General features: G+C 70.7%; 10 protein-coding genes. 2 read left to right on the top strand and 8 right to left on the bottom strand.

All coding sequences use genetic code 11. The features are described 5' to 3' along the window. Positions 1 to 14 precede the first annotated feature (14 nt). Positions 15 to 1,676, top strand: a complete 1,662-nt coding sequence (locus BDK92_RS21010; protein WP_170208635.1) for a glycosyltransferase family 2 protein — start codon at positions 15 to 17, stop codon at positions 1,674 to 1,676. Between the two features lie 129 nt (positions 1,677 to 1,805). On the opposite strand, the gene BDK92_RS21005 is transcribed toward BDK92_RS21010, so the two are convergent. From BDK92_RS21005 to BDK92_RS20980, 6 genes are all read right to left on the bottom strand, one after another. Further along, the gene (locus BDK92_RS21005; RefSeq protein ID WP_170208634.1) at positions 1,806 to 4,199 is read right to left on the bottom strand and encodes a glycosyltransferase family 2 protein; all 2,394 of its coding nucleotides are present in this window, start codon (positions 4,197 to 4,199) and stop codon (positions 1,806 to 1,808) included. 48 nt (positions 4,200 to 4,247) lie between these two features. Continuing rightward, positions 4,248 to 6,437, bottom strand: coding sequence for a bifunctional glycosyltransferase/CDP-glycerol:glycerophosphate glycerophosphotransferase (locus tag BDK92_RS21000; RefSeq protein WP_121158258.1), 2,190 nt, complete (start codon positions 6,435 to 6,437; stop codon positions 4,248 to 4,250). Further along, on the bottom strand, positions 6,428 to 8,446 hold the full coding sequence (locus BDK92_RS20995) for a DUF5941 domain-containing protein (RefSeq protein WP_425462248.1): 2,019 nt from the start codon (positions 8,444 to 8,446) through the stop codon (positions 6,428 to 6,430). The genes BDK92_RS21000 and BDK92_RS20995 overlap by 10 nt, the downstream gene beginning before the upstream one ends. After that, the gene (locus BDK92_RS20990) at positions 8,443 to 9,189 is read right to left on the bottom strand and encodes an ABC transporter ATP-binding protein (RefSeq protein WP_121158257.1); all 747 of its coding nucleotides are present in this window, start codon (positions 9,187 to 9,189) and stop codon (positions 8,443 to 8,445) included. Before BDK92_RS20990 ends, BDK92_RS20995 begins: the two co-directional genes overlap by 4 nt. Then, positions 9,189 to 10,001, bottom strand: a complete 813-nt coding sequence (locus BDK92_RS20985; protein ID WP_121158256.1) for an ABC transporter permease — start codon at positions 9,999 to 10,001, stop codon at positions 9,189 to 9,191. Before BDK92_RS20985 ends, BDK92_RS20990 begins: the two co-directional genes overlap by 1 nt. A gap of 288 nt (positions 10,002 to 10,289) precedes the next feature. Next, positions 10,290 to 11,684, bottom strand: a complete 1,395-nt coding sequence (locus BDK92_RS20980) for an L-serine ammonia-lyase (protein WP_121158255.1) — start codon at positions 11,682 to 11,684, stop codon at positions 10,290 to 10,292. A 234-nt stretch (positions 11,685 to 11,918) separates the two neighbouring features. On the opposite strand from BDK92_RS20980, the gene BDK92_RS20975 reads away from it, so the two are divergent. Then, complete coding sequence (locus BDK92_RS20975) at positions 11,919 to 12,128, top strand: PspC domain-containing protein (protein WP_121158254.1); 210 nt, start codon at positions 11,919 to 11,921, stop codon at positions 12,126 to 12,128. A 137-nt stretch (positions 12,129 to 12,265) separates the two neighbouring features. Here BDK92_RS20975 and BDK92_RS20970 read toward each other — a convergent pair whose 3' ends face one another. Further along, positions 12,266 to 14,257, bottom strand: coding sequence for an arabinofuranosyltransferase (locus tag BDK92_RS20970; RefSeq protein WP_121158253.1), 1,992 nt, complete (start codon positions 14,255 to 14,257; stop codon positions 12,266 to 12,268). A 7-nt stretch (positions 14,258 to 14,264) separates the two neighbouring features. Continuing rightward, positions 14,265 to 15,509, bottom strand: coding sequence for a glycosyltransferase family 2 protein (locus BDK92_RS20965; RefSeq protein WP_246017159.1), 1,245 nt, complete (start codon positions 15,507 to 15,509; stop codon positions 14,265 to 14,267). Between the last annotated feature and the right edge of the window lie 145 nt (positions 15,510 to 15,654).

Genomic DNA, 15,654 nt, shown 5'->3' with positions numbered 1-15,654 from the left:
CTAGACTGTGCCTCGTGTCAGCCCGGAACAGCGTCCCGTCGGGCGCGCACCCAGACCAGGTCAGGTTAGTCCGCAACGATTGGAGCCCGCTCCAACCCGGCAAGCTCGGCGAATGGCAGCCGACCAGGTCGGTGTCGGTTGTTATCCCGGCCTACAACTGCCAGGAAACGCTGAACCTCACCCTGGCCTCATTGAGTCACCAGACGTACCCGGACCACCTGCTTGAGGTAATCGTGGCCGATGACGGCAGCGAACCGCCGATCGAGCTGCCGAAGATCCGCCCGGCCAACTGCCGGATCGTCCGGGTCCCGGAACACTCGACCGGCTGGGGTCGGTCGAACGCGCTGCACGTCGGCGCGAGCAACAGTGACGGCGAGATCCTGCACTGGCTCGACGCGGACATGGTCGTCTTCCCCGACCACATCGAGGCCCAGGTCCGGTGGCAGCACGTCTCCGAAGAGGCCGTGACGCTCGGCTACAAGCGCTTCGTCGCCGGCAACTTCCCCACCCCGGAGGAGGTCGCCGAGCGGTGCGCCGCCGGGACCATCGACAAGCTGTACCGGATCCAGGACACCGAACCGCACGACTACGTCGAGAAGCTGATCAACGAGACCGACCAGCTACGCGGCGGCGACCACCTCAACTTCCGGGCCCACGTCGGCGCGACCGCCGCGCTGACCCGCTCCCTCTACCTCGCCGCCGGCGGGCTCGACACCGAACTCCGCCTCGGTGAGGACACCGAGTTCGGCTACCGGCTCACCCAACAGGGTGCCGTCTTCATCCCCGAGCCGCAGGCCGGCAGCTGGCACATGGGCGCCACCCACATGCAGACCAAGGGTGACGCGCTGCGCCGCTACAACCACCCGTACCTGGCCGAGCGGATGCCCCACCCCCGCTATCTGCGGCCGGCCGCGAACCGCTCCTGGGCGGTCCCGCTGATCACCGCCGTGGTGCCGGCCGAGGGTTCCTTCGAACTGGTCCGGACCTGCGTCGACCGGTTGCTCGCCGGAGACCAGACCGACCTGCGGGTCATGCTGGTCGCGGACTGGGACGCGGTCGACGACAACCGCCGCTCGATCCTCGCCGACCCGCTGCTCGACCGCCGGCTGCTCCTGGTCACCTACCGCTCGGACCCCCGGGTGGAACTGGTACGGGAGGCACCGGCCACCGCGTTCCCGTCCCCGTTCCTGCTGAACGTCCCGTCGCACCTGGGCGTCGACGTCAACACCGTGCGCCGGCTGGTGCAGGTGGCCGACGAATGGCAGGCCGGCCTGGTCCGACTGCTTCCCGGCGGCGCGAAGTCACCGGCGGAGGCGCTCGCCCTGTGGCGTACCTCGGCGCTGAGCCGGGCGCGGCGGGTGGGACGGCCGGAGGAGCCCCTGGACAAGGTGGTGGCCGAGGTCGCTGGCGAACGGTGGGTCAGTGGCGAGGAGTTCGGCGTGGTCGACCTCAGCCTGCTCACCCCGGCCAGCCTGGTCTCGCCCCGTCCACGGCTCGTACACCCGGCCGGCAAGCGCGCCCGGCGGGCGTCCCTCGGTGACGTCGAGACCATCCCGGTCGGCGGCGTACGGTCGCTCGCCAACGCCACCCGGTTCGTCGCCCGCCAGGCCGCGATCGGGGTGGCCCGTAAGGTCCGGCGTCGGGTCAGCCGCCCGACCCCGCCGCCGTCGGCCTGATCCCGCACGGCACGCCTCGTCCCGCGACCTCGAGGACGACCAGGACAACGTGACCGTCGGCGCTCCGCCGGCCCGGCTACCGGGCCGGCGGAGCGCCGACGGTCACCGCGCTTGCACCAGTTGAGCCGGCTACGGCGTGCTGAGCCGCAGGGTCTCCCGATCCCGCTCCGGCAGCAGTTCCAGTCGCCGGCCGCCCGAGGACGCGTCCCGGGGCAGCGAGCGCCGGGCGGCGATGTCGAAGGGGAGGTCGAACGGTTCCTGGTCCGGGCCCCAGCGGTAGAGCAGCAGCCAGTCGCCGTCCGGTACGGCGGTCGCGCCCGACAGCGGGATCCGTACCCGCCAGCCGGCGGAGACCTCCCCCGGCAGTTCGATGTCCGGCGGCAGCACCTCGAACGGATCCGCACCGACCGGCCGGCGGAGCACGATCCGCAGGTCGCCCCGACCGGGCAGACCGCTGGGCAGTTCACCGCGGAGCGAGAGCATCCCGTCGGCCAACTCGACCGCGCTGGCCACCGGTCCGGGCGGAAGCACCCGCAGCGACAACACCTCGTCGTCGGCCGGCTGGGCGACCACCTCCACCTCGCCGACGACCTGCCGGGAGGTGGTGTAGCCGACGCGTACCGGCAACTCCCACGTCTTGCCGTCCGCCTCCGTCAGGGCCACCCGCCAGCTGGCGCCGACCTCGCCCACCAGAACCGACCAGCCCGCCAGTCCGGCGCCCGCCACCAGGTCGGCCACCGGCACACGGGCGGTCCAGGCCACCCCGACGGCCGAGCCGTCCTCCGGCGTGATCGCCGCACCGAGCGACGGGTCACCTGGCCCCGGGTCCTCCGCTGACCTGCCACCCGGTGCCACCTCCGACGCCGTCGCCGGCGTCGACACCTCCACCGGGTACGCCCGCCAGAGCACCCCGGCGCTGCGGGCGAGCTGGATCGTCGCCCCGACCGGGCTGGTCAGCGCCCGTCCGGCGACCAGCAGGGTGCCACCCTCGATCCAGGTACCGGTCACCCAGGCCCGGGGGCGTTCCACCCGTAGCCGCAGCCCGCTCCGGTCCGGGAACGGCACGATGCGTACCCCGTCATCGACCCAGCGGGCCGGCAGCGCCGGGCGGAAATCGCCCAGGCCGAGCGTCCGCCGGTGCGGGCCACCCGAGTTGACCAACGCGATGTTGAAGACCCACTCGCCGTCCCGCCAGCCGTCCCGGCTCCGCAGCCGGCGCGGGTCGAGCGCGGCCGAGAATCCCGACCAGCCGTACGGCACGGAACTGGGCGCCTGCGCGACCCGGCGGGGTCGGCTCGGCAGGCGCAGCACACGCCGCTTCCCGGTGATCTCGCGGAGCCAGAACACCCGGGCGGCCGCCCACGGCTGGGCGGCTCCCCGGGCCGCGTCGTAGGCGAGGCCACGCAGGTGCAGCCGGCCGTCGACCCAGCGCAGCTCGTGCACCTCGGTCCGGATACCCGACTCGGCCTGGAACGCCTCCCGGGGCGCCGCCGGGTGCCCCGCGTCGAGGAGCGGGAGCTGCACGTAACGGCCGCCGCCCCGGCGTACCACCGGCGGGGTGGCGCCGAGCCTGCTCGCGGCCACCACCGCGACCAGTTCCGGCAGGGCCCGTACGCGAGCCAGCCGCCAGGCCACCCGTAGCCGCGCGACCAACCGGTCGAGCACCCGCTCGTCGACCCGGCTGAGGAAGTCCGCGGCCAGGTCGATGAAGGCCTCCCGGTACCGCTGGTCGACGTCCGGCAGCAGATCCAGGAATATCCGCAGGTCGTTGACGAGTGTGGTCTCGTCGTACCAGTCCTTGAGCTTGCCGTCGAGCGCGGCCAGCGACCGGCTTGCGCTGTCCACGGCGGCGAACCGGTCGACCAGGTTACGCACCTCGTGCTGGCGTTGGGTGATCGACAGTTCGGCGCCGGGCTCCCGCTGCCGCCAGTAGTAGACCGGCAGGTCGACCACGTCGACGGCGTCGGCCAGCGCGTACGCCGGCACGGTCAGTGGGATGTCCTCGTAGCGGACGCCCTCCGGGAACCGCAGCCCGTGCTTGTCCCAGAAGGACCGACGGAAGACCTTGTTGCAGGCGAGGCGGTCGTAGACCAGGTTGCGGCGGGACCGCAGGTTCGTCCGCAGGACGGTGAACCGGTGGGTGCCCCGGTGCAGCGGCGACTGCCGCAGGCCACGCGAGGTGAGCAGCGCGACGTTGCCGGAGGCGAAGTCGGAACCGGTCTGTTCCAGCACGCCCACCAGCAGTTCCAGCGCGTACGGGGGCAGCAGGTCGTCGCTGTCGACAAAGGTCAGGTACTCGCCGGCCGCCGCGTCGATACCGGTGTTACGGGCGGCACCGAGCCCCCGGTTCTCCTGCCGGATCAGGCGGAACCGGTTGTTGGCCGCCACGTACCGCTCGGCGATCTCGCCACTGTCGTCGGTGGACCCGTCGTCGACCAGCACCACGTCCAGGTCCGGGTACGTCTGTCCGGCGATCGAGTCGAGACAGTCGACCAGGTAGCTGCTCACGTTGTAGATCGGCACCACAACAGTCAGTAACGCGCCCAACCTCATGCCTCCCAGGCACCCGTGTCAGCCGGGCTCACCGAGCAACGTCCGGCGCACCACCCGCTCGGCCGCCCGGCCGTCGTCCAGGACACAGAACCGTGCCCGGAAATGGGCGCGGGCCTTGGCCGCCGCGTCGTTGTCGACCGCACCACCACGGAACAGGTCGAGCAGATCCGGGAAGGACCTGGCGACCGCTCCCGGTGGCTCGGCGGTGACGTCGAAGTACACCCCGCGGGCGAGCCGGTACGCGTCCCAGTCGGGAGCGTAGATGACGATCGGCCGGTCCAGTGTCCCGTAGTCGAACATGGCCGACGAGTAGTCCGTGATCAGCACGTCGGCGGCGAGGTAGAGATCCTCGACCGACGGGTGGGCGCTCATGTCCCGCACCCGGCCGGCGACGCTGACCGTGCCGGCCACGTCCCGGTCGTGGAAGTAGTGGCTGCGCATCATCAGCCGGGTCTGCGGCCCGAGCGCCTCGACGAACTCGGCCGCGTCGAACGGCGGCCGGTAGCCGGGCAGGTGCTCCCGGTGGGTCGGCGCGTAGAGCACCACCCGGTCCTCGGGGCCGAAGCCGAGTCCGGCCCGGATCGCCGCGACCTCCTCGGCGGTGGCGTTGGCGAGCCGGTCGTTACGCGGGTAGCCGGTGTTGAGCGCCGTGTAGTTGGCCGGGTAGGCGCGGTCCCACATCTGGGTGGAGAAGGTGTTGGAGCTAACGCTGAAGTCCCAGCGGTCGATCCGGCGCAGCAGCTTCGGGAACTCCATGCCGACCGCGCCGGTCGGGTACCGCTGCTGGTCCAGTCCCATCACCTTGACCGGGGTGCCGTGGTGCGTCTGGATGTGCACCGAGCCGCGCCGCTTCACCACGAAATCCGGGAAGTTGACGTTGTTCACCAGCCACTTCGCCCGCGCCAGCGCCCGGTAGTAGGCGGCCGATCCGGCCACCACGTACGCCACCCCGGGCGGCAGGCTCGACACCCGGTCCCGGCGTACCACGAAGACGCCCCGGATGTGCGGGGCCAGTTCGGCGGCCTTGGCGTGGATCGCCGCCGGGTTGCAGGCGTAACCGCGGTACCAGTAGGCCGCGTACAGGGCCAACGACTGGTCGATCGGCAGACGCAGCTGGACCTGGTAGTAGGTCCGCAGGGCCCCGTCACGTCCGGCCCGGGCGGCACGGCGCAGCCGGGGCACCACCGCCCGCTTGCCGGCGCCGGCTCCGTCGCGCAGCCGGCCCCGGAACTGGTACGCGGTGCGCAGCGCGCTGAACGTACGCCACCTGCCCTGCGCCACCAGCCGGTGCTTGACCCCTTCGGGACCGGCCGGCACCGGGTAACCGCCGGCCGGCAGCCACCTCCGGTAGTCGTCGACCATCCGGGCGAAGAACGCCGGCCGGAGCTTCGTGCCGATCCGGTTCCCGTTGCCGAGCACGGTCAGGTAGTGCCAGATCATCCGCCGGAAGAGCAACGGGCGCAGGTCGTCCATCTGCGGCGCCCACTCGTCCATGAACTCGAACACCCGTTGCCAGTGCGGGAAGACCTCGAAGTGCCGGTCCCCCTGGGTACGGGTGATCGCACCCGAGCGACGCTGGCGGTAGTTGACGCAGACCAGGTCCAGTACGGTGATCCGCTCCGCCGCGAGCAGCAGCGGGTACGTGAACGACACGTCCTCGTACCAGCCCGGTCCGAAGCGCAGCCCCAGTTCCACCAGGAAGTCCCGGCGGACCACCTTGTTCCAGGCGGTGTGCAGCAGGCCGATCAGCTCCGGCCGCTCACGGAGGCTGAACGTGGTCGCGCCCGGCGGGGTCGGGAAGACCTCCGGCATCGCGCTACGCAGCACCGTGTTGTCCCAGTACGACCGGACGTGGTCGACGATCAGGAGCTCCGGGTTCGTCTCGCGCAGCCGTCGTGCCACCGTCGGCAGGGTGTCCGGGGCGAGCCAGTCGTCGCTGTCGACGAACCAGACGTACTCGCCCCGGGCCCGGTCCAGTCCGACGTTGCGCGCCTCGCCCAGCCCCACGTTCTCGGGCAGCGCGACCACCGTCACCCGGGGGTCGCGGGCGGCGTACTCGGCGAAGATCTCGCCGCTGCTGTCCGGGGAGCAGTCGTCGACGCCGATCACCTCAAGGTCGGTGAACGGCTGTCCGAGGATCGAGTCCAGGCACTCCCGCAGGTACCCCTCGACCTTGTAGGCCGGCACGACAAAGCTGATCAGGGCCATCGCTTCCGCTCCTCCGCCGTGACCACCACGGCCCGGCCGTCGACACCGAGAGCACCACCGGTGCTCGGACGCGCCGGCGCCGCCGGCAACATCCATCCACTGACCGCGCCCAGGGTCAGGATCACGAAGAGGTATCCGGCGAGCGTCGCCTCTCCCGCCGCGGCCACCCCGGCGAGCACCACCGCGACCAGCAGGAGCAGTCGCCCGTCCCAGCCCAGCCCGTACGGTCGCAGTTCGGGCGCCGCGCTCCGCTTCTCCAACCGGGCGGTCAGGTCGTAGTGATGCAACGCCAACACGAACAGTAACGCGAAGGTGACCGGACCCGGTATTCCGGTGGCCACGTCCACGGCGATCACAAAGAGGTACTCGGCCGCCCGCAGCGCCGCCGGGACCAGCCAGTCCAGCGCCCCGGCGTGCGACCGCCCGGACGGCAGCCCGGCCGCGAGCACGGCCACCAGGCCGGTCACGATCACCGCGACCCGCAGCCCTGTGTCACCCACCCCGGCCAGTCCGCACGCCAGCAGCGTGACGCTGGCCGCCACCGCGATCACGGCGAGCGGCAGCGGGCCGGCCCACCGGGGCAGCAGCCGGCGGCCGGCGGCGCCGAGCCAGCGGGCGACCGGACCGTCGTCGCGGTAGAGCGTGGTGTCCACCCGGGCCAGCACCGAGACCCGCATCGACCGGGCCCGCAGGGTCCGCAGGGCCAGCGTGTACGCCGCCGCGAGCCCGCCCCAGACCAGCACCGCGACCAGGCTCACCAGCGGGTTGAACAGGGCCACGGTCAGCGCGATCAGCGCCCAGCGTTCCCCGATCGGGAAGACGATGGTCCGCTTGAGCCAGTACGAGACCGAGCCGGTGTCCGCCTGCACCCGGTTGGACGCCTGGCTCAGCCGGTTGCCGAGGCCACCGCCGGCCGCCGGGGCCGGCTGGGGGCGCCGGGCGGCCTCGTCGTGCAGCGCGCCGTACCAGGTGTCCGTCATGTGCCGGGCGGTCTGCAGGGTGAGCGCGGCGATCGCCAGCGTCCACCCGTTGCCGAGGCCGGCCCGGTCGACGCCGACCGCGAGACCGGCGTAGACGGCGTACTCCTTCGCCCGGTCCGCCATCGTGTCGAGCCAGCCGCCCCAGGGGCTGAAGTGCCGGGTGTACCGGGCCAGTTGCCCGTCCACGCAGTCGAGCACGAACCCGAGGTAGAGCAGGACGGCACCGAGCACCGCGGCCGACCGGCCGCCGAGGCCGAAGAGCGCGGCGGCGGCGACGGCGAAGAGCACCGAGAACGCGGTGACCCCGGTCGGGCCGAGCCCGATCCGGGCGCAGAACTTGGTGACGTACGGAGACCAGGTGCTGACGAAGTACGTGCTGAAGAAGTCGTCCTTCTCCTTGACCGAGAGCCGCAGCTCGGCCTTGTCCTCGTCGACCGAGGCGACAGCCGAGGTGGCGGCGGCCACCCCGACGGCGTCGGTGGCCCGGTGCGCGACGAGGAGCCGTACCCGGTGGCTGAAGACCGTGGCGTCGGTGCCGACCAGCGCCGCGAAGATCCGGTCCGGGACCGACCCCGACCCGCTCGACGCGGCGGCGGAACGGGCGGCGGCGGCGAGGATCGGCAGGTCGTCGACCCCGACCCGGATCGCGCCACCGAACGTACCGGTGGCGGCGTCGACCCGGGCGTCGCCGACGCCGGCCGCGACCACCTGGCCGCGTTCCTCCCGGAGCACCGTCTGCCCGGCGGCGGGCGGGTCGGTCAGCACCAGCGCGACGGTCGGGCCGACCGGGCTGGTGGCCAGGTGGCGCAGGACCGCGGCGTGCGCGACCAGGTCGTCGGCACAGATCAGGATCGGCTCGTCGGACCGCTCGGCCAGCTCGGCCAGTTCCGCCGGTGCGGCGGTGACCAGCACCTGCCGGGCACCGGCGTGGGTCAACTGGGCACACAGCCGGTCCACCGGCGGTACGTCGCCGACCGGTGGGACCGGACCGGTTTGGTCAGAACGGGTGAACAGGACCGCCAGCGTCACGTCCGGACCACGTTGTTGTACGCGTCGAGTGCCTCACGGACGGTGCCGTCGATCAGCAACTTGCCGGCGCTGAAGTAGAGCCCACGGTTGCAGAAACGGGTCAGGTCGTTCTCGTTGTGCGAGACGAGCACCAGCGAACGTCCCTCACCGAGCATCCGTTCGATGGTGGCGTAGCACTTCTTGCGGAAATCGGTGTCGCCCACCGCCATCACCTCGTCCATCAGCAGGATCGGGTGCTGGAGGTGCGAGATGACCGAGAAGCCCAACCGGACCTTCATACCGGACGAGTAGTGCCGTACCGGGGTGTCGATGGCCTTCTCGACCTGCTCCCCGGCGAACGACACGATCTCGTCGAACTGGTTCTTGAGGTACTGGGAACTCAGCCCGTGCAGGGAGCCGACCAGGTGGACGTTCTCCCGCCCGGTGAGGTCGTTGGAGAAACCGGCGGAGAGCTCCAGCAGCGGGGCCACCTCACCACGTACGGTGATCGTCCCCTCGTCCTGGATCAACACCCCGGCGATCAACCGGAGCAGTGTGCTCTTGCCGGTGCCGTTCTTGCCGATGACGCCGACCGCGTCGCCGGCCTGGACCTCGAACGACACGTTGCGCAACGGCCAGAACTCGTTCGCCGCCGGCTGCCGCCCACCCCGGTGGATGAACATCTCACGCAGGCGCAGTTGCCGGCGCCGGCCACGGACGAACTGGATGCCGAGGTCGTGCGCCTCGATGATCGGCTTGCTCACTACAGCTCCTTGAGCACGGCGGGCTCGAGCCGGCGGAAGACCCACCAGCCGCCGAAGAACAGCACCAGACTGCCGACCACCGAAACGGAGAGCAGCCAGGCATTGGGGAATTCCGACGGGTACCAGATAGCGCGGAAAAGCTCGAAGATGCCGACCAGCGGATTGAGCTCATACAGCGTTCGCACCCAGGACGGCAGACCGGAATCCTGGACGAGCTGGAGCGGGTAGATGATCGGCGTGCCGTAGAAGAGCAGCCGGGTGAAGAGCCGCATCAGCCGGTCCACGTCCCGCAGCAGCACGTTCAACGACGACAGGAGCAGCGCGACGCCGGTGAGCAGGATGGTCTGCAACACCACCGCGAGCGGCAGCGCCAGCAACTCCCAGCCGAAGTGCAGCTCACCGAAGTAGGCGGCGAGCACCACCAGGACCGGGATACCGGCGAGGTACTCGGCGAACCGGCCGATCACCCGCCCGATCGGAAAGACCTCGCGGGGGACCTTCATCGTCGTGATCAGCCGGGCCTGCCCGGTGAGGGCGCTGGTCGCCTCGCTGATCGCGGAGTTCGTCCACATCCAGGCGAAGATCCCGGTGATGAGGAAGAGCGGGTACGAATCCTTCGCCGGACCGGTGTGGGTGCCTGTGCCGTAGAGCACACCGAAGACGAACCAGTAGATGGCGCCCATCGCGAGCGGTTCGAGCAGCGACCAGAAATAGCCGAGGAACGACTGCTGGTACTTGACCGCCAGATCCCGCCGGACCAGCAGCCGCAGTGCGTTGCGATGGCTCCACACACTCGCGACGCTCGTTGTCATGGCCGCCTTCCCGAACTGAGGAATGATCGAGGGCGGCTGCGCCGGAATGATCCACCGACGCGTCCGGTACGGATCACGTGTTGACCTCTCCCGGTCACCGTCCGCGACCGCCCTAACAGCTATTGTGCTCCCGCGTCTCGTGCCGAAAATCGGACACGGCACCCAGACCGCCGCTGCGGGCCTCGCCTGAACGGGCCGCTGACGCGCCATAGGTTAGCAGTCGGTCAGCACGCTCGGTAGGCGGTGCCGGCCGCACTCCAAGCGTCAGGGACGCCGATCCGCGCCTCCTCAGCATTCGATGACATTGACCGCGAGCCCACCTCGTGCTGTCTCCTTGTACTTCACCTTCATATCCGCGCCGGTCTCTCGCATGGTCTTGATCACTTTGTCCAGCGAGACGGTGTGTACGCCGTCCCCGCGCAGCGCCAGCCGGGCGGCGGTGATCGCCTTGATGCTCGCCACCGCGTTCCGCTCGATGCAGGGAATCTGGACCAGGCCGCCGACGGGGTCGCAGGTCAGCCCCAGGTTGTGCTCCATGCCGATTTCCGCCGCGTTCTCCACCTGGGCGGCGGTGCCGCCGAGCGCCTCGGCCAACCCGGCCGCCGCCATCGAGCAGGCCGAGCCGACCTCGCCCTGGCAGCCGACCTCGGCCCCGGAGATCGACGCGTTCTCCTTGAACAACACGCCGATCGCGGCTGCGGCGAGCAGGAAGCGGATCACCCCGTCCGGTGACGCGGTGGCGACGAACCGGGTGTAGTAGTGCAGCACCGCCGGAATGATGCCGGCGGCACCGTTGGTCGGCGCGGTCACCACCCGGCCACCGGCGGCGTTCTCCTCGTTGACCGCGAGCGCGAACAGGGTCACCCAGTCCATCACCCGCAGCGGGTCCTCGGCCCCACCGGTGCCGGTCGACCCGGGTCCGCGCTCCGCCGACAGGGCCCGCCGCAGCTCCGCCGCCCGGCGCCGTACCTTCAGGCCGCCCGGGAGCACACCGTCACGGTGGCTGCCCCGTTCCACGCACTCCTGCATCACCCGCCAGATCTCCAGCAGGCCGGTACGGATCTCGTCGGCGCTCCGCCGGGCCCGCTCGTTCGCGAACATCACGCCGCTGATCGACAGACCGGTCTCCTCGGTCACCCGCAGTAGTTCGGCGCCGGTGCTGAACGGGTACGGCACCCGGGTCGGGTCGGCGATGATCCGGTCGGCTCCGGCCGCAGCCTCGTCCACCACGAACCCACCGCCGACCGAGTAGTACGTCCGGCCGCGTACCACCTCGCCGGTCTCGTCGTACGCGGTGAAGGTCATTCCGTTCGGGTGGTACGGCAACGCGCGGCGGCGGTGCAGCACCAGGTCACGGTTCGGGTCGAAGTCGATGGTGTGCGCGCCGAGCACGGCCAGTCGCCCGGTTTCCCGGATCTCCGCCACCGCCGCGTCGACCTGGTCCGGGTCGACCGACTCGGGGGCCTCCCCGGTGAGTCCGAGCAGAACAGCCCGGTCACTGCCGTGGCCGTGGCCGGTGGCGCCGAGCGAGCCGAACAGTTCGGCGTGGATGCGGGTGGTGCCGGCGAGCAGACCGTCGGCCTTGAGCCCGGCGGCGAAGGTACGTGCCGCCCGCATCGGCCCCACCGTGTGCGAACTGGATGGCCCGATTCCCACCGTGAACAGATCGAAGACGCTGATCATCGATCCTCCTCCCACCGCCCGCGCTGCCGCATCGGCTCCGTTGCCGTCGGTCAGGCCAGCACCGATCGGCGAGCCTACCCGTCCTCTCCAGCATGCGTCCGGAGCGGCCGACCGGGGTAAGCACCTACGGGTACGGGTGCACCGAATCGGCCTCAGGGCGGACGGCGTCCTCGACGTCCGTTCGTACGGTGGATAGAGACGCGGCGGACCGCCGCAGAGTGGGAGACGACGACCATGAGTCGCAAACTGGTACGCCCCCGGGACCACCGCATGATCGCCGGAGTCTGCGCCGGTCTGGCCCGCCGCTTCGGCCTCTCCGCCGGAATGGTCCGACTCATCTTCGTGCTGTCGCTGATCCTGCCCGGTACGCAGGTGCTGGTCTACCTGGCGCTCTGGATCATCATGCCGAACGAGGACCAGCGGCAGGCGTACGCGGCCAACTGAGGCGGCAGCGCACCGCCGGGCGGGACCGGCTCCGGGACCGTTGCCCGGGTGTAGCCGGAAGACGAACCGGGGCCGCCCCTCGCGGGTGCGGCCCCGGTCGACACAACGGTCTGACGGTGGGTCGGTGGAGCCCCGGCTCACCGCCGGACGGCCACCACCACGTTGTCCAGGTCGATCACGGTCCAGTACTGCGACGAGAACTGGTCCGGGGTGAAGCGCTGGCTGCGCCAGGCCCAGCCGTCCGGTTGCTCGCTCAGCACGAACACCTGGATCCCCCCGAACTCGCCGAGGTTCGCCGCCTTGGCCGCGAACGCCGCCGGGTCCCTGGTCGCGGCCAGTTCCTTCACCTCGGCGAGCCGGTCGTCCCAGCGGGACAGCGTGCTGCCGGCGGTGCGGTCGTTGTCCATGAAGCCCGGCCAGGGCAGGAACGAGAAGACCCGGTCGTCGGTGGAGAGGGTCACCGGCTGCGCGTCCGGGCCGAGCACCTCCTCGACCGCCTGCTCGACCTGGGTGATCGGGAACCCGGAACGACGTCCCTCCTTCGGGGCGTACGTCGGGTACCCGCCGCCGGGCAGCGGTTCGGTGTGCGCGCTGATCGCGTACTTGCTGCCGGTTTCCGGCATCCAGGCGTTGGTGAAGCCGGTCGCCGTCCAGGCGAGGATGACCGCGAGCAGCGCCGCGCCGGCCAGCCGGGGCGGGGTCAGCCGCAGCCGCCGCAGCACCATCGGGACCAGGTGCGCCAGTACCAGTACCCCGGCGATGGTGAGCAGCACCCCGTAGAGCCGGGCGGTGTAGTGCATGAAACCGGTGTGCTGGGTGAGCACGTACCGGACCATCGAGATCAACCGGTAGCCGTACGCGGAGATGACCAGCAGCATCAGCGGGCGGGCCCACCAGACCGAGCGCCACAACCACACCAGGCCGACCAGGCCGACCAGTTGCAGCAGCCCGAGCGGGTTGACGTCGAGGAACGGGAAGAGCCCGGCGTTCAGCGAGCTCGAGACGTACAGGTCGGAGATCGACTGTCCGCCCTCGGTCAGGCTGGCCCAGCCGAAGGGCACGATGTACCAGGACGCCACGACGAACGAGACCAGCACGATCAGGCCCAGTCGGCGCAGGTAGGCCCAGCGGTCCGGCTCGGTCCGCCAGGCGATCACGATCAGGGCGATCAGACCGATGGCCGCGTAGACCATCCACGCCTGGTAGGTGATCACGATGAACCCGCCGAGCAGACCGGCCGGCAGCCAGTGCATCCGCCGCCGGGTCGGGCGGGCGAAGACCTCCAGCGCCCACGGTACGAAGATCGCCAACGTCAGCACCTCGAACGCCTTACGCGGGTCCGACCAGGTGGCGAGGGTCAGCGCGGAGATCGCCAGGGCCACCCAGGGACCGACCAGCCGGCGCCAGAGGAGGAACGCGGCGAGCACCGCGGCGGAACTGAAGATCACTTCGGCGTCGGCGAGCAGCCGCCAGGCCGGTTCGTCCAACAGCACCGACGCCCGGCCGATCAGCCAGGCGTAGAACGGCGGGTACTCCGACGGCAGCCCGTGCACCAGGGTGTCGCTGCTGGCGATGGTGGTGGTGTAGCGGGTCGCCGCCGCGGACATCCGGCCCATGTCGCCGACGAGGCCGGCGAAGCCGAACGGGGTGCCGTTCAGAGCGGAACGCAGCATCAGCACGGTCCAGGCGGCACCCAGACCGGCGGCGAGACCCGCGGCCACCTCACCGGACCAACGCCGGGCCAGCAGGAAAACCCCGATGATCAGCAGGAATGCTGCCGCGAGCGGAATGGTCGAGGCACCGGCCGAGAACGGATTCCGGTCGATCACCTTCGGGATTCCGACCGCGACCGGGGTCCCCACCAGCCAGCTGAGCAGGGCGATCGTGCCGCTGTTGCCCAGCCAGCCCGGCACCCGACGCCCCGTCGTCGCCTCGGCGGCGACGGGGCCGGAGCCGGCCGGCTCGGCCGGGCCGGTCACCAGCCCGGTGGACTCGGCCGGCTCGGCCGGCTTCGCCACGGGCTTGGTGACCGGCTCACGGTCTTCGGTCGACACATCCGCCTCGTCGGGTTTGATCAGGTCGGCCTCGATCGGCCGGCCGGACTCGCCGGGCGTCGTCTGGAGCGTCACTGCTTGCTCAGCTCCGCGCCGACGCGAGGTCGCTGTCGCTGCGGGCGTCGTCGGTCGGGGTCGCGACGACCGGCGCGCTCGGGCTGACCCGACGCAGGTTGAGCAGGCTGGCGAAGAGCCCGGAGAAGAGCACGGTCATGCCCAGGCCGATCACCGTCGAGGAGGGGAGCACGACCCGAAGGGTCTCGGCGAGGTTCTGCTCGCCGAAGCCGCTGGTCCCCCACGCGGTGACCGCGAGGATCGAACCGGCCAGGCCGAGCAGGACCAGGAACAGACCGGCGGCGGTGCAGGTCTCGAACCGGACCCACCTGCCCCAGAAGGCCGCCTGTTGCTGGGTCGTGATGCCTTCGGTGTGCCCGTAGAGGAGCGCGAAGACACCGAAGAGCAGAAGTTGCGCGCCGACCAGGACGGCCAGGCAGGTGTAGACCATGGTGCTGATGTCGAAGCCGACCCCGGCCACCTGGAGCGGGCCGAAGGAGAGCGTCGCGGTGCCGAGCAGGCCCAGCACGGTGAGGACGAATCCGGGCCAGATCAGCGTCTTGCGCGGGGCGAAGACGAGCAGGAAGCGCAGGTGACGCCAGCCGTCCCGCCAGGTACGCAGGTGCGGCGGGCGGCTGCGGCCGTCCTTCTTGAGGGTGGTCGGAACCTCGACGATGTCGTAGTTGTTCAGCGCTGCCCGCACGACCAGCTCGGAGGCGAACTCCATGCCGGGCATGCAGAGCTGGAGGTCGCGGATGCGGTCCCGGTTGAAGCCCCGGATGCCGCAGTGGAAGTCGCCGACGTTGCGCAGCCCGAACAGACGCCGCCCGAGCCAGGAGAGCACCGGGTTGCCGAGGTAGCGGTGCAGCGGCGGCATCGCGCCCTTGTCGATGCCGCCACGGAACCGGTTACCCATGACCACGTCGTGCCCGGCCCGCAGTTCCCGGATGAACGGCTCAAGGTTGGACAGGTCGTACGAGTCGTCCGCGTCGCCCATGATCACGTACTTGCCACGGGCCTGCGCGATGCCGTTGAGCAACGCGCCGCCGTAGCCGCGGATGGGTGCGTGCGACACCCGCGCGCCCGCCCTGGTCGCGATCTCCTGCGAGCCGTCGGTCGATCCGTTGTCGCTGACCAGGACCTCGCCGACGACACCCAGTTCAGCGAGGGCCCGGACAGCCTTGGTGACGCAGATCTCCAACGTCTCGGCCTCGTTGAGGCACGGAAGCAGGACGGTAACCTCGATCTCGTCTCCGGCAACAGAAGGTGCCACAGGCGTTTCTCCCGATTCGATTTCTCGGTGTATCGATTGGCGAGGGGCCGGCGGACCAAGGGCAACACGGTGCACCATCGGCCGCCTTCTCAAGACGTCGCTGGATACTACCGCCATATCCCGTTTGTGTTCTGTCGCCACCGGT

Source organism: Micromonospora pisi (assembly GCF_003633685.1).
GTDB classification, from domain to species: Bacteria; Actinomycetota; Actinomycetes; order Mycobacteriales; family Micromonosporaceae; genus Micromonospora_G; species Micromonospora_G pisi.
The sequence above is the reverse complement of the archived record's forward strand: the minus strand, read 5'-3'. Positions and strand labels throughout refer to the sequence as shown.

Coding starts and splice junctions, on each gene's coding strand:
- BDK92_RS21000 (WP_121158258.1), bottom strand. CDS start 6,437: ATGGCCCTGATCAGCTTTGTCGTGCCGGCCTACAAGGTCGAGGGGTAC.
- BDK92_RS20985 (WP_121158256.1), bottom strand. CDS start 10,001: ATGACAACGAGCGTCGCGAGTGTGTGGAGCCATCGCAACGCACTGCGG.
- BDK92_RS20980 (WP_121158255.1), bottom strand. CDS start 11,684: ATGATCAGCGTCTTCGATCTGTTCACGGTGGGAATCGGGCCATCCAGT.
- BDK92_RS20975 (WP_121158254.1), top strand. CDS start 11,919: ATGAGTCGCAAACTGGTACGCCCCCGGGACCACCGCATGATCGCCGGA.